Source organism: Hafnia sp. CBA7124, assembly GCF_002355555.1.
GTDB classification, from domain to species: Bacteria; Pseudomonadota; Gammaproteobacteria; order Enterobacterales; family Enterobacteriaceae; genus Hafnia; species Hafnia alvei.
Map to the genome: position 1 here is coordinate 3,186,727 of NZ_AP017469.1, position 20,470 is coordinate 3,207,196.

Annotated in this window: 17 protein-coding genes; 10 read left to right on the plus strand and 7 right to left on the minus strand. The window is 50.3% G+C overall.

Annotated features, from left to right (window positions below; translation table 11 throughout):
- Positions 1-96 precede the first annotated feature (96 nt).
- A complete protein-coding gene (gene phoB, locus CPY98_RS14705; protein WP_004091956.1) occupies positions 97-786 on the minus strand; it encodes a phosphate response regulator transcription factor PhoB in 690 nt (229 codons plus the stop codon).
- A 229-nt stretch (positions 787-1,015) separates the two neighbouring features.
- On the opposite strand from phoB, the gene sbcD reads away from it, so the two are divergent.
- From sbcD to CPY98_RS14720, 3 genes are all read left to right on the plus strand, one after another.
- On the plus strand, positions 1,016-2,290 hold the full coding sequence (sbcD, locus tag CPY98_RS14710) for an exonuclease subunit SbcD (protein ID WP_096388222.1): 1,275 nt from the start codon (positions 1,016-1,018) through the stop codon (positions 2,288-2,290).
- The gene (locus CPY98_RS14715; RefSeq protein ID WP_096388224.1) at positions 2,287-5,979 is read left to right on the plus strand and encodes an AAA family ATPase; all 3,693 of its coding nucleotides are present in this window, start codon (positions 2,287-2,289) and stop codon (positions 5,977-5,979) included. Before sbcD ends, CPY98_RS14715 begins: the two co-directional genes overlap by 4 nt.
- Before the next feature lie 230 nt (positions 5,980-6,209).
- The gene (locus CPY98_RS14720; RefSeq protein ID WP_046450167.1) at positions 6,210-6,563 is read left to right on the plus strand and encodes a helix-turn-helix transcriptional regulator; all 354 of its coding nucleotides are present in this window, start codon (positions 6,210-6,212) and stop codon (positions 6,561-6,563) included.
- Positions 6,564-6,777: 214 nt separating this feature from the next.
- Here CPY98_RS14720 and CPY98_RS14725 read toward each other — a convergent pair whose 3' ends face one another.
- Positions 6,778-7,134 carry a DUF1294 domain-containing protein gene (locus CPY98_RS14725; protein ID WP_043494770.1) on the minus strand — a complete coding sequence of 119 codons (357 nt, stop codon included), beginning with the start codon at positions 7,132-7,134 and terminating at the stop codon, positions 6,778-6,780.
- A gap of 271 nt (positions 7,135-7,405) precedes the next feature.
- On the opposite strand from CPY98_RS14725, the gene CPY98_RS14735 reads away from it, so the two are divergent.
- The 5 genes from CPY98_RS14735 to ptsP all read left to right on the plus strand — a co-directional run bounded on the left by CPY98_RS14735 (position 7,406) and on the right by ptsP (position 13,788).
- Positions 7,406-7,732, plus strand: coding sequence for a PTS fructose transporter subunit IIB (locus tag CPY98_RS14735; RefSeq protein WP_025799789.1), 327 nt, complete (start codon positions 7,406-7,408; stop codon positions 7,730-7,732).
- Between the two features lie 44 nt (positions 7,733-7,776).
- The gene (locus CPY98_RS14740) at positions 7,777-9,033 is read left to right on the plus strand and encodes a PTS fructose transporter subunit IIC (RefSeq protein ID WP_025799791.1); all 1,257 of its coding nucleotides are present in this window, start codon (positions 7,777-7,779) and stop codon (positions 9,031-9,033) included.
- A gap of 83 nt (positions 9,034-9,116) precedes the next feature.
- A complete protein-coding gene (ypdF, locus tag CPY98_RS14745; protein WP_096388228.1) occupies positions 9,117-10,226 on the plus strand; it encodes an aminopeptidase in 1,110 nt (369 codons plus the stop codon).
- Positions 10,223-11,266, plus strand: a complete 1,044-nt coding sequence (gene ypdE / locus CPY98_RS14750; RefSeq protein WP_096388230.1) for an aminopeptidase — start codon at positions 10,223-10,225, stop codon at positions 11,264-11,266. Before ypdF ends, ypdE begins: the two co-directional genes overlap by 4 nt.
- 26 nt (positions 11,267-11,292) lie before the next feature.
- On the plus strand, positions 11,293-13,788 hold the full coding sequence (gene ptsP / locus CPY98_RS14755) for a phosphoenolpyruvate--protein phosphotransferase (protein ID WP_096388232.1): 2,496 nt from the start codon (positions 11,293-11,295) through the stop codon (positions 13,786-13,788).
- Here the strand turns inward: ptsP and CPY98_RS14760 are convergent.
- Entirely contained in the window at positions 13,785-14,651 is an 867-nt protein-coding gene (locus CPY98_RS14760) for an AraC family transcriptional regulator (protein ID WP_096388234.1), read from the minus strand. The two genes, ptsP and CPY98_RS14760, sit on opposite strands and share 4 nt — an antisense overlap.
- A gap of 96 nt (positions 14,652-14,747) precedes the next feature.
- A complete protein-coding gene (sbmC, locus tag CPY98_RS14765) occupies positions 14,748-15,218 on the minus strand; it encodes a DNA gyrase inhibitor SbmC (RefSeq protein ID WP_025799801.1) in 471 nt (156 codons plus the stop codon).
- A gap of 256 nt (positions 15,219-15,474) precedes the next feature.
- On the opposite strand from sbmC, the gene CPY98_RS14770 reads away from it, so the two are divergent.
- Positions 15,475-16,800, plus strand: coding sequence for an MFS transporter (locus CPY98_RS14770; protein ID WP_096388236.1), 1,326 nt, complete (start codon positions 15,475-15,477; stop codon positions 16,798-16,800).
- 66 nt (positions 16,801-16,866) lie between these two features.
- Here the strand turns inward: CPY98_RS14770 and mak are convergent, their stop codons facing one another.
- Positions 16,867-17,772, minus strand: coding sequence for a fructokinase (mak, locus tag CPY98_RS14775; protein ID WP_096388238.1), 906 nt, complete (start codon positions 17,770-17,772; stop codon positions 16,867-16,869).
- Between the two features lie 237 nt (positions 17,773-18,009).
- Between mak and rdgC the strand changes: the two genes are divergently transcribed.
- On the plus strand, positions 18,010-18,921 hold the full coding sequence (rdgC, locus tag CPY98_RS14780; RefSeq protein ID WP_025799807.1) for a recombination-associated protein RdgC: 912 nt from the start codon (positions 18,010-18,012) through the stop codon (positions 18,919-18,921).
- Positions 18,922-19,014: 93 nt separating this feature from the next.
- Here rdgC and ppnP read toward each other — a convergent pair whose 3' ends face one another.
- Both ppnP and CPY98_RS14790 read right to left on the minus strand, forming a co-directional pair.
- Positions 19,015-19,302, minus strand: coding sequence for a pyrimidine/purine nucleoside phosphorylase (gene ppnP / locus CPY98_RS14785; protein ID WP_004091927.1), 288 nt, complete (start codon positions 19,300-19,302; stop codon positions 19,015-19,017).
- A gap of 131 nt (positions 19,303-19,433) precedes the next feature.
- Positions 19,434-20,387: an aldo/keto reductase gene (locus CPY98_RS14790; RefSeq protein WP_043494795.1), complete on the minus strand. Its 954-nt coding sequence runs from the start codon at positions 20,385-20,387 to the stop codon at positions 19,434-19,436.
- Positions 20,388-20,470 lie beyond the last annotated feature (83 nt).

Consider the following 20,470-nt stretch of genomic DNA (forward strand, 5'->3'; position numbering starts at 1 on the left):
GGGTCGTAGCGGCGCAAGCCGCCTGAGCGACCCGCGGTGTGCTAGACCCGTGTATCCCGATCTTTTAAACAAGCGTCACGGCATATGCATAGCGGGTTAGAAACGCGCCGAAAAACGATACCCCGTCCCACGTACGGTTTGCACCATTTTATCATGCCCGCTCAGCTCCAACGCTTTGCGCAGCCGACGGATATGAACATCCACGGTGCGGTCTTCTACATAAACGTTAGTGCCCCAGACATGATTTAGCAACTGCTCGCGGCTATAAACGCGCTCGGGATGAGTCATGAAAAAATGCAGCAACTTAAACTCAGTCGGTCCCATATCCAGCGGGGCTTCGTTGGCCATCACGCGATGTGACGTCGGATCGAGACTCAGCCCCTGCACTTCGATCACCTCTTCCACCGCCATCGGAGAAATACGGCGCATCACGGCTTTAATTCTGGCCACCAGCTCTTTGGGCGAAAAAGGCTTGGTGATGTAATCATCTGCGCCCACTTCCAAACCGCGCACGCGATCTTCTTCTTCACCGCGAGCGGTCAGCATCATCACAGGAATTTCACGCGTTAACGCCTCGCGCTTCATATGTTTGATGAACTGGATCCCAGAACCGCCCGGCAGCATCCAATCCAGCAGCACTAAATCAGGATAAGGCTCAGAAAGCGAGTTCACCGCGCTGTCATAATCTTCGGCTTCAACCGGTTGGTAGCCGTTTTGCTCTAAAACAAAACACACCATTTCACGAATTGGCGCTTCATCTTCTACTACCAATATGCGTCTGGCCATTGTTAATCCTGCTTAAGTTTGGTTGCGGGCGCCATTATGCGTCAGATTTATGACAGATTTATGAAAAAAAACAATATGCCAAGCATCACTGTAATAAATGGTTTTGTAAACCCAGACTGATTATGGCCTCAGTGCCGGACATAGGTTCACCTCCCTCATAGATTGCGTATAATCGATTTCATTCTCCGTCGTGGCTCACGCTACGCTCAGCAAGGACAGCAGGACTCGCATGCGTCTTATCCATACTTCAGACTGGCACCTTGGTCAGCATTTTTATACCAAAAGCCGTAGCGCTGAACATCAGGCCTTTCTGCGCTGGCTCATTGAACAAGCATCGGCGCATCAGGTCGATGCCATTATTGTGGCGGGTGACGTGTTTGATACCGGTTCACCGCCGAGCTACGCGCGCGAACTGTATAACCGCTTCGTGGTGGAATTACAGGCAACGGGCTGCCAGTTAGTGGTGTTAGGTGGCAACCATGACTCCGTCGCCACGCTGAATGAATCTCGCGCTTTGCTGGCCTGCTTGAACACACAGGTTATCGCCAGCAGCGCGGGCGATTTACAACAGCAGGTATTACCGCTTAAACAACGCGACGGTTCCGTCGGCGCGATTCTGTGCGCGGTGCCTTATCTGCGCCCACGAGATATCCAAACCAGCCTGGCGGGGCAATCTGCCGCAGAAAAACAAAACGCGCTACAGCAGGCTATCGCGGCACATTACCAGTCGTTGTACGATCTGGCCGTTGCCGAACGCGACGCCTTAGGTGGAAATCTGCCGATTATTGCCACCGGACATCTCACCACTATCGGTGCCAGCACGTCTGACTCAGTGCGTGATATCTATATTGGTTCACTCGATGCGTTCCCGGCCTCCGCGTTTCCTCCTGCCGATTACATTGCACTGGGCCATATCCATCGTCCGCAGCGAGTGACCAGCAGCGAGCATATTCGCTACAGCGGCTCGCCGATCCCCCTTAGCTTCGATGAACTGGGCAGCGAGAAAAGCATCTGCTTAGTGGATTTCTCTGGTGCTACGCTGGACAAAGTGACGCTCTTGCCGGTTCCCCAATTTCAGCCAATGCAGCTCATCAAAGGCAGCATTGAGCAAATCGAGCAACAACTCGCCGCCTTTAAACCCATCAAGGCGGATCATAGTGAGAGCGAAAAACCGGTCTGGCTAGATATTGAAATCAGCAGCAGCGCCTATTTAAACGATCTGCAACGTCGGATCCAGCAGCAGGCAGAAAGCCTTCCCGTTGAGGTGATTTTGCTGCGCCGCAGTAAAGAACAACGCTTAAGCGCCCTCACGCGCCAAGACAAAGAAACGCTGAGCGAGCTGAGCGTTAGCGATGTGTTTGAACGCCGTTTGGCACAGGAAGAAACCGACGATGACGCGCTACTCGCACAGCAATCACGCATTCGAAATCAATTCCATCAGGTGTTGGATGAACTGGTGTTAGCGCAACAGCAAGACGACACTCGCGAGGAGAATGGCGCATGAAAATCCTCAGCCTACGGTTAAAAAATATCAACTCGCTCAAGGGCGAATGGAAGATCGATTTCACCCGTGAAGACTTTGCCAATAACGGCTTATTTGCCATCACCGGCCCAACCGGCGCAGGGAAAACGACGCTGCTCGACGCACTCTGTTTGGCGCTGTATCACCAAACGCCGCGCTTGAAAGTGTCGCCAACGCAAAATGAGCTGATGACACGCGGCACCGCCGAATCGTTGGCCGAAGTTGAATTCGAAGTGAAAGGCGTCGGCTATCGCGCCTTCTGGAGCCAGCGCCGCGCCAATAACAAGCCAGATGGCAATTTACAAACACCAAAGGTAGAGCTTGCACATATCGCCGATGGTGAAATCATCACCGACAAAATCCAAACCAAGCTGCATAAAATTGCCGATATTACCGGTTTAGATTTTGGCCGTTTCACCAAGTCGATGATGCTGTCACAGGGCCAGTTCGCCGCCTTCCTCAACGCCGATCCGGCCGAGCGGGCTGAATTACTGGAAGAACTCACCGGCACCGAAATTTATGGTCAGCTATCCGAGCAAATATTCCAGCGTTTCAAACAGGCAAAAATCGATCTTGATACCCTGCATGAACGCGCCGCAGGCGTAGAGCTGCTCAGCGAAGAAGCGCTTAACCAGCTTTCCGAGCGTTTGTCTGAATTACAACGTGAAGAGCAGCAGCAAACGTCTTTGCGTCAAACGCTGATGACCGATCTCCATTGGCTGCAAAAAAGTCAGGAGCTCAGCCAAAACCGAGAACAGTGCACTCAGCGCGTTACCGTGGCATCGCAACAATGGCAGACCGCCCAGCCAGAAGTTTTACGCCTTGAACGCAGTGAACCAGCTGAAAAACTGCGTCCTCTATTATTCACGTTACGCCAGACACGCGCTGATTTAGCATCAACAACTCAAAGCCAGCAACAGCGTGAGCAGCAGCGCCAACAGCTGACTTCGCAGCTAGCGTTACTGCAAACTGCGTCATCACAAGCGCTGCATGCCAAACAGCAACACCAGCAGCAACGTACCGCCACGGAAACGCTGATCAACCAACACGTGGTGCCACTTGATTCGCGGCTGACGCAGATCCGCGAAGACCTGTTAGCTCAGCAGCAAAAACTCACGCAAATCAGTGAAGAAAAGCAGAAACAAGAAACTGCGCTGAAGCAAAACCGAGAAAAGTTGCACGCTCAGCAGCAGGAAATCAGCCAGCTTCAGCAACAGTTGGCAGACACGGCTCAACACGCGGAATGGAATAATCACTTAGGCCGTTGGAAAAGCCAGTTCGAGCAATCTGCCGAACACTGCCAAAGCTTAAACGAACTGCGTAAACGCATTGCCGATGCAGAAAAAAACATCGCCACCGAAACCGAAAAACTCACGGTTCTGCAACAGGCAGGCGCCCTGCTCAATCAGCGTTTAGCTCAACAGCAAAAAATCTGCGCCGAAACGGAATTACAGCATCAGCAGTTGGAGCAGAAACACAGTTCAGCGCAGTTAGAAGCACAGCGTGAAAAATTACACCGCGGGCAACCTGCACGCCAAATTTTGATACAAATCAGTCCACTGTTCGAAAAATCCTCACTGCGACAGAAACAACTGCACGCGCAAAGTACGCAACGCACGCAGGAACTGCTCGCGCTTGAACAGCTTTTAGCCGCCAAACGCTTAGCCTATAAAGAGAAACGTCAGCATCTGAACGATCTGGAAAAGCAGATCGACCTACAACGTCGAGTGATCGGACTAGAGCAAGAGCGCGCGCGTTTAGTGGCTGGCGATCCCTGCCCGCTCTGCGGATCGCGGGAGCATCCGGCGGTTAAAACCTACCAAACACCGGCACTTTCAGACACCGAGCAGCGCCGCGATGCGCTACGCATTGAAGTTGAAAACCTCAGTCGCGAAGGCAGCGAGCTGGGGGAGCGCCACAAGCTGATGCTGCAAACCCAAAATCAGCAACAGCAAGAAATCCAAGCCGTTGAAGCTGAAGTCATGCAGTATCAGCAGCGCTGGGCTCAGGCCACAGCGGCGCTCGAACTCAGCTTAGCGATTGATGACCGTGAGGGGCTGGAAAGCTATCTCAACGAAATCAATCAGCAAGAAGAAATGCTGCAAAACACGCTGCGCCAGCGAGAGATGTTGAGCAAAAACTGGCAGCAGGCGAAAGATGCGCTGAACAGCATTCAGCAAGAAGCGAACCAAACGCTACAGCAAATCAGCCTGTTGGAATTGAGCACTCAAACACAGAGCAAACAGCTCAACGATTGGCACGAGGACTACGGTAAACAGTTAGCGCAGCAGCAGCAACGTGACATCGCCCTCACCGATGAACTGCATAAACTGCAGTTAACTGCGCCTGTCTCTGGAAACGAAGCCGAATGGCTGGAACAGCGCAGCAACGAGTTTACGCTCTGGCAGCAGCGCCAAAACCACAGCCAAAAACTGGCGCTAGAAAACACGCGCCTGATGGCGGAAGAGCACAGCCTAAGCCAAACCTGTACCGCACTGGAAACACAGTGGCAAACACAGCATCAGCTTTGTTCTGAGCTTGAAACCCGCCTGAAACAGATGCAGGCCGAACGCCAAAGCCTTCTCGATGGACGCAGCGTAGACGAGGTACGTCGTTCATTAATTGAAGCTGAACAGCAGGTTGAAAACCAACTTCAGCAAGCGCAGCAGGCTGAAAACCAGATACGACAACAGCTCGATAAACTGGGCGGTGAGCTCGAAAGCGCTCAGCAACAGCGCCTGTTGTTGGAACAACGGCTCAGTCAGCAGCAAACTGAATTCGAGCAGGCCCTCGCCAACAGCCAATTTACTGATGAAGATACGCTGATTGCCGCGCTGTTAGACGAAAATGAACTCAAACGGCTGATTGCGCTGCGAGAGCAATGCAAAAACCAACTCTCGCAGGCACACGCCTTCTTGCTGCAGGCCGAAAGCGAACTCGCCCAGTGGATGACGCAACGCCCTGAAAACCTTGATATCAATGCCACGCTAGAAAATCTCAATCAACAACTGGCTACGCTAGCTGAGCAGCTACGCGAAAACAGCGTGCAACAGGGGCAAATTCAGCAACAGATCCGCAGCGACGCCGAGCGAAAACAGGGGCAGCAAAGCCTATTTGCGCGTATTGAACAGAGCAGGCAAGAGTATGAAGACTGGAGCTATCTCAACCAGCTGATTGGCTCGAGCAGCGGCGATAAATTCAGAAAGTTTGCGCAGGGTTTAACATTGGATCATCTGGTCTATTTGGCTAACCAACAGCTTGCCCGCCTGCATGGTCGCTATTTGCTGCAACGCAAAACCAGCGACGCGCTGGAGTTAGAAGTGGTCGATACATGGCAAGCCGATGCGGTACGCGATACGCGCACCTTATCCGGTGGCGAAAGCTTCTTGGTGAGTTTGGCGCTGGCGCTGGCACTATCCGATCTGGTCAGCCATAAAACCAGCATTGACTCGCTGTTCCTTGACGAAGGTTTTGGCACGCTGGACGCAGAAACGCTTGATACCGCGCTTGATGCCCTCGATACGCTCAACGCAACCGGCAAAATGATTGGCGTCATCAGCCACGTTGAAGCCATGAAAGAACGCATACCGGTACAGATAAAAGTGAAGAAGGTGAATGGGCTAGGGATCAGCCGTTTGGAAGCGCAGTATGCGGTGGGGAGTGGGGAATAAAATATCCCCTATTCTTTATATTTTAATCAGCTCCGTTTTTGCGAGAGGATGAAGTTCTAATGAACTTCATCCTCTCGGAATGTCAGTCGGAGCGGTATTTCATGCCATTCGTTCAATTTTTCTAAACGCATGGTTATCAATAAGTTGATTATTTTAACGGTTTCGCATTGGTACAATCCTTTAGGTCTTTTAGGTGGAGCAACTTAAATTGAGCCAATTGGGATTAGAATATGAAAAGAGAAAAATGTGTTATCCAAAGTTTTCCTGCTGTAATAGATTGGATTAATCAAAATATCCACCAAGGAATCAATGCGTCCGACGTGATAAAAATATCTGGGTATTCGCGCTCTTATTTTTTACGTGAATTTCAATTACACCACGGCGTTAGCGTTTCATCCTTCATCAAAACGACACGGTTAAAAGCATCTGCACAAAAGCTTATATCTACTGAGTTAAAAATTTTCGAAGTTGCACAGGAAATGGGATTTCCCAGCCAGAGTACCTTCTGTCAGATATTTAAAGGCTATTTTAATATGTCGCCAACAGAATTCCGCTATCGTTCAATGCGGCCGACAATGCTATAAAAGGTAATGCAATAAAAGATAATGCAATGAAATAAGCTATCACCATTATTCTGGCATAAGTTTTTATATTTTTACGCCAAGGTAAACCATGTTTAAAAACTTAGTAGCATTGCTAAATATGAAAGAAGATTTTTATCATAACTAAAGAATAGGAAAGGGATAACGTTTACTAGAGCAAAACACCAATCGTTATCCCCCATTGGATAGGAGTTTTCTACCACTGAACGCCTATCCCATACTGATAAACCCAGTACATCGCCCCAATCGTGACAGCTAAATTCACGATCACCGTGATAATAAAATAGGTTTTAAACGGTTGTTTTTGCGTCTTATGGCGGAAAATTTGCTGACCTAAAATTGCGCCTACCCAGCCGCCGATCAGGCCAAAGAATAACAATGTTATCTCAGGGACTCGCTGCCACGATTTCACGGCGGCTAATTTATCAATGCCATAAATAATCAGCGTTAGCGCATTGAGCAACAGGCACCACATCACAAACGGATGCAGAGAAAACAGACTACCAATGGCTGCCAGTGCGAGAAACAGATAACAAAAACGATTAAGATTCATGCAATAAACCGATTGAAAAGAATTAAGAAACCGCGCGTATAGTGGCCCTCGACGCAGCATGATGCAATGTTATCACCTCTGAAAAAATACGCTAACGTAATGCGAGAGAGCTCACACTTCATTATCAGTGCTACAAATATCCAGTAAATGCATTCTTTGTCCCATAACATCCCCTCATTTTTAAACGCCATACTCCTTTCATGATTTCATGCTACGTATAGCAGCAAGCAACGTAGCGCGATTGGTTTCCCTTCCTGACTCAGAGGTCGTTATGACTAAAAAATTTATCGCTGTTTGTGCATGTCCAATGGGATTAGCTCATACGTTTATGGCCGCTCAGGCGCTTGAAGATGCCGCAAAAGCGGCTGGTTATGACCAGATTAAAATTGAGACTCAGGGTGCAGACGGCATCGAAAATCGCTTAACCGCACAGGATATCGCGGAGGCCGACATCATTATTCATTCGGTTGCCATCACGCCTGAAGATAACGAACGCTTTGAAAGCCGCGACGTATATGAAATCACTCTGCAAGACGCCATTAAAAATGCGGATGGGATCCTGCGTGAAATTGAAGAGATGATTCAATCCGAACAATAAGAAACGCGGTTGTTTTTCAATCAATTCATCAGGGAGATATACCTATGGCTATTAAGAAAAGGAGCGCAGTGAACCCTTCGTCTGGCGGCGAAGCAACGCTGACTAAAAATCCCAATGCGATGCCAGCGGCAAAACCCAGTATGTGGGGCGATCTACCACAGCATGTGATGTCTGGTATTTCACGCATGGTGCCGACGCTTATCATGGGCGGCGTCATCTTGGCCTTCTCACAGCTTATTGCCTATGCGTGGCTGAAAGTGCCTCCTGAGATGGGCATTATGGAGGCCATCAACACCGGGAAATACGTTGGTTTCAATCTCTCCTTGATGAAGTTTGCTTATTTGTCGCAGTCGTTTGGTGGAATTCTATTTAGCTTCGCCATCCCAATGTTTGCCGCATTTGTCGCCAACTCGATCGGAGGAAAGCTGGCGTTCCCTGCGGGGTTTATTGGCGGATTAATCGCAACTCAGCCAACCCCTGAATTAACATGGGATTTAAGCAAGCTACAGTGGGTCACCAACTCACCGGTTCCTTCAACGTTTATTGGCGCACTCATCATCGCCATTGCCGCCGGTTATTTAGTGAAATGGATGAATGCCAAAATCCAATTACCTGCTTATTTGCTGGCATTTAAAACCACCTTCTTATTACCTATTCTGTCGGCCGTTTTTGTCATGCTGGCCATGTATTACGTTATTACGCCGTTTGGCGGTTGGGTGAATGCCGGTATTCGCGTCATGTTACAGGCGGCGGGAGATAAAGGCGTGCTGATGTATGCCGTGGGGATTTCCGCCACCACCGCTATTGACCTCGGCGGGCCAATTAATAAAGCGGCAGGTTTTATCGCTTTTAGCTTCACCAGCGATCACGTTCTGCCTATCACCGCACGCGCTATTGCGATTGTGATCCCTCCTATCGGTTTAGGGTTGGCAACGCTCATTGACCATCGCCTCACTGGCCGCCGCTTATTTAGCAGCCAACTGTATCCTCAGGGAAAAACAGCGATGTTCCTCGCCTTTATGGGGATTAGTGAAGGTGCCATTCCATTCCTGCTCGAAAGCCCGCTAGCCTCTATTCCGGCCTACATGACGGGCGCTATCGTAGGCTCAACCACCGCCGTCGCATTAGGCGCCGTGCAATGGTTCCCTGAATCAGCGATATGGGCGTGGCCTTTAGTCACCAATTTAGGGGCTTATATGTTTGGCATTGCGTTAGGTGCCGTCGTGACTGCACTGATTACCGTATTTATTCGCAATATCCTGTTCAAAAAAGGCAAATTGCACATTGAGGTGATGTCTTAACTGATAACGGTGCTGCCTCCGCCACAAACGGTGGCAGCAAGTATGACCCGCCGGTCTTATCATGATATTTAAGCGAGTGTCTCATGTATAAATCGCCCTCTTCAGCGCTCACCGCCTGTCAAATATGGCTAGCCAAGCGCAACTTAGACGCCGTTATTATTAACGCCAAGCAGAATAAATTTAGCCATACAGGATTACTTAGCGCCTCGGGATACCTCTTTATCACCCGCACCAGCCAGCATATTTTGGTCGACTCTCGTTATTATCATGAGCTATCCGCAAAGGCAGATAGCTATCAGTTGCACATGACAGATACACAGCACCCTGCTTCGGCCATCATCAATCAAATCATTGCACAGGAAAAACTCGCTTGCGTTGGGTTTGAAGCCGAGCATCTGAGCTACAGCCAAAGTCTGTCTCTCATCGAAAAAATTAACGCTGAGATGAGCCCCATTTGTCTCGATGAACTGCGCCAAATAAAAACGCCATCCGAGATCGATACCATCAAATCGGCATGTTTAATTGCCGACTGCGCCTGTGCGCACATTCGCCAATATATTCGCCCCGGCATGACGGAACATCAGATCGCCAACGAGCTTGAGTGGTTCATGAAAAACGAAGGTGCGGAGAAGACGTCATTCGATACCATCGTTGCCAGCGGAGTACGCGGAGCCATGCCTCATGCCAAAGCCTCACAGAAAGCCGTTGAGGCCGGAGAGTTCATTACGCTCGATTTCGGTGCTCAATATCAGGGGTATTGTTCAGACATGACCCGCACTTTTTTGGTTGAGGGTAACGGCGATAACTCGCCACAAGAGCACCCGCTTTATGCCATTTATCAGGTGGTGTTGCAGGCTCAACTCGCTGCCATCGCCGCTATTCGACCCGGCGTACGCTGTTGTGATATCGACAGCGTGGCGCGTTCTATCATTTCAGCCGCAGGCTATGGCGATTTCTTTGGCCACAATACCGGCCATGCCATTGGTATTGATGTGCATGAAAACCCGCGTTTTTCCCCGACAGACACCACCGTGCTACAGGCTGGTATGCTGCTGACCGTGGAGCCAGGCATTTACCTGCCCGAACCGGGCGGCGTGCGCATTGAAGACGTGGTATTGGTCACCGAAAACGGCTGCGAAGTTTTATACCAAATGCCCAAACAATTGCTGACCACCGGCGGGGATATCCAATGAATATCGACCTATTACAGGCTCTCTGCGAGGCCGATGCCATCGCCTCTTCCGAACAGGAGGTTCGCGATATTCTCTTACAGCACGCGAGCCTATGCGGCAAAAAGGTTTCTTTTGATGGGCTAGGCTCAACGCTGATTCAGCTCAACCAGTCCTCAGGGCCTAAGATTATGATTTGCGCCCATATGGATGAAGTAGGTTTTATGGTGCGTAGCATCACTCGCGAAGGTGCCGTTGAGGTTATCCCCATTGGTAACGTGCGCATATTAGCCCGTTTCATGCAGCCTGTGCGCATTACCACGCAGCACGGCAAGAAAATCCACGGGTTGCTGGACGCTGAGCTGCACGGCGCTGAAGCGCGTAATTTGTGCGTAGATATTGGTGCCACCTCGGCGGAAGAAGTGAATCAGTGCGGAGTTCGCATTGGCGATCGCGTTACCTACGCCAGCGACTTTAAAGTTCTCTCTCCGGAATCGCGCATCATGGGAAAAGCCTTTGATGACAGACTCGGCTGTTTCTTGCTGATTGAATTAATGTACGCCCTGCGCAACGTTGAATTAGATGCCGAAATTTGGCTAGTTGCCTCTTCCAGCGAAGAGGTGGGGATGCGCGGGGGTAAAACCGCAGCACACATGATTCAACCTGATTTGGCCTTAATCCTCGATACCGCATGTTGGTCAAAAAACTTTGATTACGGAGCCGCTAATCATCGGCAGATTGGGCAAGGGCCGATGCTGGTGATGTATGACAAAACGCTCATTCCCTCCCCTCGCCTGCTGAACTTTATTCAAGACACCGCGCAACAACATTCCATTCCATTGCAGACCGATATGTTCAGCAACGGCGGTACCGATGGCGGCAGCGTACACCTTTGCGGAAACGGTATTCCAACTGCGGTACTGGGCGCGCCAACGCGGCACGGCCATTGCGCCGCATCAATTGCGGATTTGCGGGATATCGAACACACCAAGCAGCTTCTCGTTGCCGTCATCCAGCAACTGAACGCCGACACACTCCATCATCTAACGGACTTTTCGCAGTAGCGCGAGTTTAGAAAAGGATTCATGCCATGCTAAAGATAGAATTTCTCTGCCCTCTGCCAAACGGCTTACATGCCCGCCCCGCCTATGAGCTCAAAGGCCAGTGCGGTCTATTTGACAGTGAGATTATCTTTATTAACCAGCGCTCCAATCACCGCGCCGACGCGAAAAGTTCCCTCGCGCTTATCAGCACCGGAACATTGTTCAACGACGCTTGCCTGCTCGAAATCCACGGGCACGATGAGGAAAAAGCCTACCGCGCATTAGACACCTACATTAAACAGAGTTTTGCCGACAGCGACAGTGAAATTGAACCTCTGCCCGTAGCCACCACGCGCCCTATTCCACGATCGCTTTCTCGCTTTCAGCCTAGCCTGATCCACGGCTGTGGGCTATCCAGCGGCATCGGACATGGCGCGCTGTTGATCTACCGTCACGCTAATATCGACATCTATAAATCTCAACCGGCCAACGTGCAGGACCCACTCCTGCTTGAGCATAGCCTGATTGCGCTTGCCGAGCAGCTTAACCACCAGTTGACCAGCCTAAAAGGGCAAAGTAAAACCATTATCAATGCCCATCTCTCGCTGATTCAGGACAAAGAATTTAGCCAAAATATTTTGCGTCATCTGAACCAGAGAAAGTGCAGCCTGGCGACCGCAGCCATTGAAAGCATGGAAGAGGTGTGTGGCAAATTAGCCATGTCAGCAAGCGAATATCTGCGCGAGCGCGTGCAAGACATCAGAGATATTACCGCGCAGCTGCTGCAAGTTGCCTATCCCAACGTTAATTTGGGCGCTCCTCTGGTTTTGCATAAACCGACGATTATTGCCGCCGAAGATATCACGCCGAGTCAATTTTTAAGCTTAGACAAACAGCTTCTGGCAGGGATGGTGTTAACGCAAACCGGACGCACCTCGCATACGCTCATTTTAGCGCGCTCATTGGGTATCCCCGTGCTTTCGGGGATCGAACTCTCGGCCTTACAGCACTTGGATGATAAAACCGTCTTTATCGATGCGCAAACCGGTATTCTGGTTATTGAACCCAACGAAGACGTCAGTGGCTATTTCTCCGTAGCACTCGAGCTGGAACAACAAAACCGTGCGCGTCAGCTGAATATGGCAGATCTTCCCGCGGTCACGCAGGATGGGCGCTGCATTGAAATAGGTGCCAACATCGGTACCGCGCAAGAAGCCCCCGCCGCGTTTAGCCAAGGCGCGGAAGGCATTGGCCTATTTCGCACCGAAATGCTGTTTATGGATCGCGACAAAGCGCCCGATGAACAAGAACAGTTTGAAGCCTATCAGCAGGTGCTGATGAATGCTGGCAACCATCCCGTGATTTTTCGCACCATGGATATCGGCGGCGACAAAAAAATCAGCTATCTGAATATCCCTCAAGAAGAAAATCCGTTTCTTGGCTATCGCGCGGTGCGCATTTATCCCGAGTTTACCGAGCTATTTACCCTTCAGCTACGCGCCATACTTCGTGCCGCAACCACGGGGTATGCGCGTTTAATGATCCCAATGGTACACACGCTCGATGAAATTCTGTGGGTGAAGCAGCAAATTGCCTCGGCTCAGCGTTCGCTGAAAGCAGAAGGTTTACGATATGCCGAAACCCTAGAGCTCGGCATTATGGTTGAAGTCCCCTCGGTGTGCTTTATCATCGACCACTTCTGCGATGAGGTGGATTTCTTTAGCATCGGTTCCAACGATATGACGCAATATCTGTATGCTGTCGATCGCAATAACCAGCGCGTTGCGCACCTTTATAATCCGATTACCCCTTCGTTTCTGCGTATGCTGCGCCAGATTATCGACGTTGCGCATCGACGTGAACGCTGGGTGGGGCTGTGCGGTGAACTCGGAGGCGAGCCTCGCTATTTGCCTCTGCTCATTGGTCTAGGTTTAGACGAGCTGAGCATGAGCGGCGCTCGCATTCCGGCCATTAAAGAATTGGCGAGAAAACTGACTGCCGAAGAGTGCGTTACGCTGGCCAATCGCGCCTGTGAGTGTAAATCGGCTAACGATATTGAAGCGTTACTGGATACGCAGGCGATTCCCGCTGAACAGAAACCGTTGCTGGCGCTAGAGAATATTATCGTTCCCGCTCACCTAACGAATAAAGAGCAGGTGATTCAATATCTGTGCGGCAACTTAGCTATTCAAGATCGTACCGATCACCCTACCGAGCTAGAAGAGGATGTCTGGCAGCGTGAGGATATTGTCACCACCGGTGTCGGCTTTGGCTTTGCGATCCCGCACACCAAATCGACTCATATTAAACACTCCAGTATCAGCATTGCTCGGCTTGAAAAGGTTATTGATTGGCAATCCGAAATGGGGGAAGTCGATTTCGTTATTATGTTGACCCTCGGCGCACAAGACAGCGTTAGCCACGTCAAAGTCTTTTCCCAGCTCGCGCGCAAATTGGTGAAGAAAGAGTTTCGTGAAGCGATGCGTTCAGCGCCGGATGCTGAGGCCATTCTCTCATTGCTACAAAGCGAATTAACCTTTTAACTCGATAAGAAACGCTCTCGGTATTCCGAGGGCGTTACCTCAAACTGCCGCTTAAACAAGCGGCAAAAATAGCTCGCGTCGCTATAACCACAGCGCTGGGCAACTTCATTCACGTTCAAATGGTATTTTTGCAAGATCATCTTGGCTTTACCCAACCGCACCCAATGCAGATAATCAATAAAGCTCATACTTCCCTCTTGCTGAAAAATACGAGACAGATGATTAGCGCTGATATTGAACATAGCGGCGGTATTTTCGCGAGTTAGCGCATTGGAAAAATTATCCTGAACGTAGATACAGATGCTTTTATATAAAAAAGCCCCACGCTGCATTTTATTTGCCAGCGGTAAGGCCAGTTGATGGCGGCAAACATGCAGCAAACTCAGCACTAAATAACGCCCAATATCGGGATCTGCCGTTCTTGCCGCCAACGCGTTTAGCGCCTGTAAAATATGCTCGATCTCTTCGGCATTTTGTTGGGTTATTTCCAGCGTTCTTAAACGATGAAAACCCGCCGTCGCAGCGCGTTTATCAAAGAAATGAAACCCAATGTACGACGGCGCAAACAGCACGCTGAGCAATAACACATCCTTGTCCCACGTCGGCTGACTGCTCGCAAATGCAGGGATATACAGCGCATCGCCGTGAGCCAACGTAATGCTCGTACCCGCAGGCTTTTCTGCCGTATAGCTGCCACGCAAAACAATCTCAAGGCGCGGGAATTTAACACCAAGGCCATTGCCTGACGCATGGCCTTGGTTATCATGCGAACGCTGAGCAAAATAAGTGTGTTTAAGCTGCTGAGGATTCAAAACCAGCCCGCTTAATAACTCGGTGAAAAACGGATGATCCGTTAGCGACATATCACTTCACATATCAGTTCACACATGCACATCATCCCGTATTCCCTCACCCATATTTCCCCAGCCGTCATGAGGTAAATATACCACGCCCTCTACTTACGCTTTCTGAACAGGCACACACATTTCAAAATCCCAGATGCCGCTTTCGGTGCCATCGTTGTGGTATTTTTCAAAACACGGCGCATTAATGGGCACATAGCCGCTTCGCGGCAGGACTTCGTTGAAAAACTCCATCCACGGGCGGCCAAAATCACCGTCCTCAACGTGCGCCTGCGCCACCGCATATAAGCCGCCTTTCAAGGTATCAATGCGAACCCCTTCGCTATTGGCAGGTAACACAAAATCAGGCTCGACGGTTATCGCGGTATCAACGCGCATCTCTTCCGGTGGAACTTCTTCTGGATTGTCGTAATAGATCGCAATCCAGTCACCGTTTTCATCCACCTTATTATTGTCAATCCATTGATATAGTTTCTGAAAACCGACACCCACATTTTGGTCTAACGGCCCAACCATGCGAATACCGGCGAAAATGCGCTCGGCGCGCTGCTCTACAATCATTTCCATTGTAACGCCCTCTCTCATTGCCAAGTGAAATACTGTATCCATAAACAGTATTGTCAAAATAAACCAAATTGCCAACTGCCGATTTTCACTTCTGTGATTCGCGCCGCGTTACGGATCTTGGTGAAAAAATAAGCACCCTATTTTACAGATCGTTACATTGGTTTTTATGCACAAAAAAGAAACACCCACCAACATCACACTTTCAGTTGTCATTAACTTGTAAAAAAAATACAAACAAAAACATAGGAAGTAACACATGACTTCATCTGCCTCAAAGCCCTCTCAGGCTAACGCCCGAACCGTGTTCCGCGTCACAAGCGGTAACTTTCTCGAGATGTATGATTTTATGGTGTTTGGCTATTACGCCAGCGCGATAGCCGAAACCTTTTTCCCCACTCAAAGCCCTTTTGCCTCTCTCATGCTGACGCTGATGACCTTCGGCGCTGGCTTCTTAATGCGGCCATTAGGCGCGATTGTGCTGGGTGCCTATATTGACCATCACGGTCGCCGCCGAGGTTTACTGATTACCTTGGGCCTGATGGCGCTGGGAACATTAACCATCGCCTGCACGCCGTCGTACCACAGTATTGGCATGGCGGCGCCGCTGCTGATTCTGGCCGGTCGCCTGCTACAAGGGTTTTCAGCCGGTGTGGAACTGGGTGGTGTGTCAGTCTATCTGTCGGAGATAGCCCCAAAAGATCGCAAAGGGTTTTACGTTAGCTGGCAATCCGGCAGCCAACAAATTGCCGTTATCTTTGCGGCGCTGCTGGGCGTGGGATTAAATCAGTATCTTGGCAAGAGCGTGATGACGGATTGGGGTTGGCGCATTCCGTTTATCGTGGGTTGTCTGATTGTGCCTTTCTTGTTTTATATCCGCCGTATGTTGGAAGAAACTGAGGCGTTTAACCAACGCAAACATCGTCCAAGCATGAGCGAAATTACCCGTTCGGTTGCCAGTAACTGGCAGTTGGTTCTGGTGGGTATGTTTATGGTGGTGACCACCACGGTGTCGTTCTATCTCATCACGGCGTTCACGCCAACCTATGGCAAAACGGTGTTGCAGTTTACCGCTCAGCAAAGCTTTTTGGTCACGCTGTTAGTGGGGATTTCAAACCTATTCTGGCTACCGGTGATGGGTTCTCTGTCAGACAAAGTCGGCCGCCGGCCACTGTTGTTACTGTTTAGCGTGCTGATGTTGCTAACGTCTTATCCATCGCTGAACTGGCTGGTAGCGCATCCCAGCTTTGCGCATTTGATTGAGGTGGAACTGTGGCTGTCGTTTATGTATGCCAGCTATAACGGTGCGATGGTGGTATGCCTAACCGAAATCATGCCAGCAGAAGTGCGCGCTTCGGGCTTTTCCATGGCTTATAGCTTGGCAACGGCGATTTTTGGTGGATTTACACCGGCCATCTCCAGCTATCTGATCCACGCCACCGGTGATAAAGCGATGCCGGGAATGTGGCTTTCTGCCGCAGCAGCCTGTGGCTTAATCGCCGCGCTGGCGCTACCGGCAATCCAACGTTTGAATAGCAATCGAGCCGTCACGGTGCCTAGCGGCAGCGCGGTAGAGCCAAAGTAAGTTTCTCGCACCAAAAATGAATCTTCCCGACTTTTTCATCAAGAGAAAGTCGGGATTTTTTTGGCCTTAAAGCGGCCACAGCCACGCAGCACCGCGCACGCCGCTGGAGTCACCGTGTTTAGCTTTACGCACCGGCGTTTCGCATTCCCGTCCGAATACCCACGTTGAGATCAGCGGCGGCACCGTGGTATATAACCGGTCCACATTACTCATCCCGCCACCAAGCACCACCACGTCAGGATCGATGATGTTAATTACGTGGGCTAACGATTTTGCCAGTCGCTGTTCATAGTGAGTAATCGCACGCTCAGCCAGCCCATCGCCTTGACGAGATAACGCCATAATTTCAGCGCCCGCTAGCGGCTGACCACCTAAGCGCTGGTAGTCCGTTTCAAAACCGGTGCCCGAGATAAAGGTTTCAATACAGCCTGATTTCCCACAGTAGCAGGGAACATCTTTCTGATACTGCCACTCGTCGTCATTGAGCCAAGGCAAGGGATTATGTCCCCACTCGCCCGCAATACCGTTTCCACCCGCATGTACCCTCCCATCGATTGCGATACCTGAGCCACAGCCGGTGCCAATAATCACCGCAAACACCAGATGTGCCCCAGCCGCCGCACCGTCGGTGGCTTCTGAAACGGCAAGACAGTTGGCGTCATTGGCTAAACGAACCTCACGCGACAGACGCTTGGCAAGATCTTTGTCTAATGGCTGACCGTTCAGCCAGGTGGAATTCGCATTTTTCACCAGTCCAGTAAAAGGCGATAATGTGCCAGGGATCCCCACACCAACGCTTCCTCGCTGACCCGTTTGCTTTTCGGCTAACTCCACTAGCCCCGCAATCGCCTCAACGGTTTTTGTGTAGTCATCGCGCGGGGTAGCAATACGATGCCGAAACAGCTCCTGACCGTTGTTTTCCAAGGCGATAACTTCAATTTTGGTACCGCCTAAATCTATACCAATACGCACATAGCCCCCTAAGCAGACGAATACTGAGTCGAGCTAGTGTGCAAAATTTCTCGGGCAATTAATACTACAGTCGCCCTTCTTTATTCGTTATCATGCGGCCTGTTTAACACATTGCCATACCCCAAATAATGGGAGTTGCATCAAGGCGGCAAGGGAGCGCAGCCAACATAGAGGCAACTTCAAGTATGAAGGGTATAAAACATGGCGCGCGATGCGTCACGATCAGGGACAACGCTAATGCTATGGTTTAAGAATTTATTGGTTTACCGTCTGAGCCGCGATGTTCATCTGGTGCCAGATGAAGTTGAGAAAATGCTGGGCTCTATGGCCTTTACGCCGTGCGGTAGTCAGGATATGGCGAAAACGGGCTGGGTCTCTCCGATGGGTTCCCACAGCGACGCGCTGACTCACTACGTCAACGACCAAATCCTGTTGTGTGCACGTAAAGAAGAAAAAATCTTGCCATCGCCGGTCTTGAAACAGGCGCTACAGGCTAAAATTGAAAAGCTGGAAGGCGAGCAAGGCCGCAAGCTTAAGAAAACTGAAAAAGATTCGTTAAAAGACGAAGTGCTGCACACGCTACTGCCGCGCGCCTTCAGCCGCTTCAGCCAAACTTGGCTGTGGATTGATATGGCGAATGGTCTGATCATGGTCGATGCCGCCAGCCCGAAAAAAGCAGAAGACACCTTAGCGCTGTTGCGTAAAAGCATTGGCTCGCTGCCGGTGGTGCCATTAACCATGGAAAGCCCTATTGAGCTGACGATGACCGAATGGGTCCGTTCAGGCGAAGTTCCCGCGGGTTTTGCCCTGCAAGACGAAGCCGAACTGAAAGCGATTCTGGAAGAAGGCGGCGTGATACGCTGCAAAAAACAGGATCTGGTTTCTGACGAAATTGCCGTTCACATTGAAGCGGGCAAACTGGTGACCAAGCTGGCGCTGGACTGGCAGGAACGCATTCAGCTGGTGCTGTCCGACGATGGTTCGCTGAAACGTTTGAAGTTCTCTGAAACGATTCGCGATCAAAACGAAGACATCGACCGCGATGATTATGCACAACGTTTCGATGCCGATTTCATTTTGATGACCAGCGAACTGGCTGCGTTAATCAAAAATATTATTGAAGCGCTAGGCGGCGAATCAGAAAAATAAGCCGTACTAATACGCAGTACCAATAAAATAAATAGCACCTACAAAAACGGGCTGAAGTTAAACTCCAGCCCGTTTGTTTGAGACTAAGAAAACTTAGCTCAGATATTTGCACAGATACGAAGTGGGTTCCGCAACCTGCAAGTTAAACTCACTATGGCCCGGAACAAAGAACGTTTCACCTGATGAGAACACCTGCCAATCAGGCGCACCCGGAATTAACACACGCAATGCACCTGTAATCACCGTCATCTCTTCCGGCTTATCGGTTGAGAAGGTGTATTCCCCTGCGTCCATTACGCCAATGCTCTGACGCCCAATGCTGCCACTGTCAAAACCAATCGACTTCACTTTACCAGCAAAATACTCATTTACATTCAACATACTATGGCACCTGTATTGAGAAGGGGTTACTGCATCTTGTATGAAAAAAACAGTGCTGTCACTGACTTAGTTCACACTGTGAGAGAACCGCGCCGGTTATAGCCTCAAGCGCTCATTAACTGAACGTTTGTTTAGTAGGCGCTGGCATCGGTAATCACCCTAACCTGTTCCGTGCTCAAGCTGAGATTAGCCGCCACCGCGAGTTCGTTCAGCTGTTTTAATGACGTTGCGCTCGCAATTGGCGAAGTAATCCCCGGCTGAGCGATTTGCCACGCTAGCGCCACCGCCACCGGCGAGGCATTGACCTCATGGGCCACCTGCTCAAGCGCATCCAGAATCCCCAACCCGCGACTATTGAGATACTTCTCCACAATTCCGTTACCACGTGCGCTTTTGTGTGCATCTTCGGCGCTGCGGTATTTTCCCGAGAGGAACCCGCTGGCCAGCGCGTAATAGTTAATCACGCCCAGACCTTCTTTTTGTACCAGCGGTGCCAGATCAACTTCGAAATCATGGCGGTCGTATAAATTGTATTCGGGTTGAATGGTTTCATAGCGCGCTAAGCCCAGCTTAGCACTCACGTCTAACGCCTTAGCCAAGCGTTCCGCGCTGTAGTTCGACGCCCCAATCGCGCGCACCTTGCCCTCTTTGATCAACGCGTCAAAGGCGTTCATCGTTTCTGCCAGCGGCGTATTTTGGTCGTCATCATGGGCCTGATAGAGATCGATATAGTCGGTTTTCAAACGGCGCAAAGAGGCTTCCACCGCTTCGCGGATATAACGTGCCGATAGCCCTTTCAACTGCGGGCCCATCGGTTTACCCACCTTGGTAGCCAGAATAATTTGGTCACGCTTGCCGCTTTTTTGCAGCCAGTTGCCGATAATAGTTTCAGACTCACCGCCGAAATTCCCCGGCACCCACGCAGAGTAAACGTCGGCGGTATCAATGAAGTTCAGTTGGTGGTCTAGCAATGCGTCTAGCAGGCTAAACGAAGTTGCCTGATCCACGGTCCAACCAAATACGTTCCCCCCGAAGGTAATGGTTGGAACTCGAATACCAGAACGTCCTAGCTCACGTAAATTCATTATTGGCTCCTGTATTGAGATTTGAGAAAACAACGCTGATAACGAATACTATTAGCACTAATTATTCGTATAGGGGATAGACA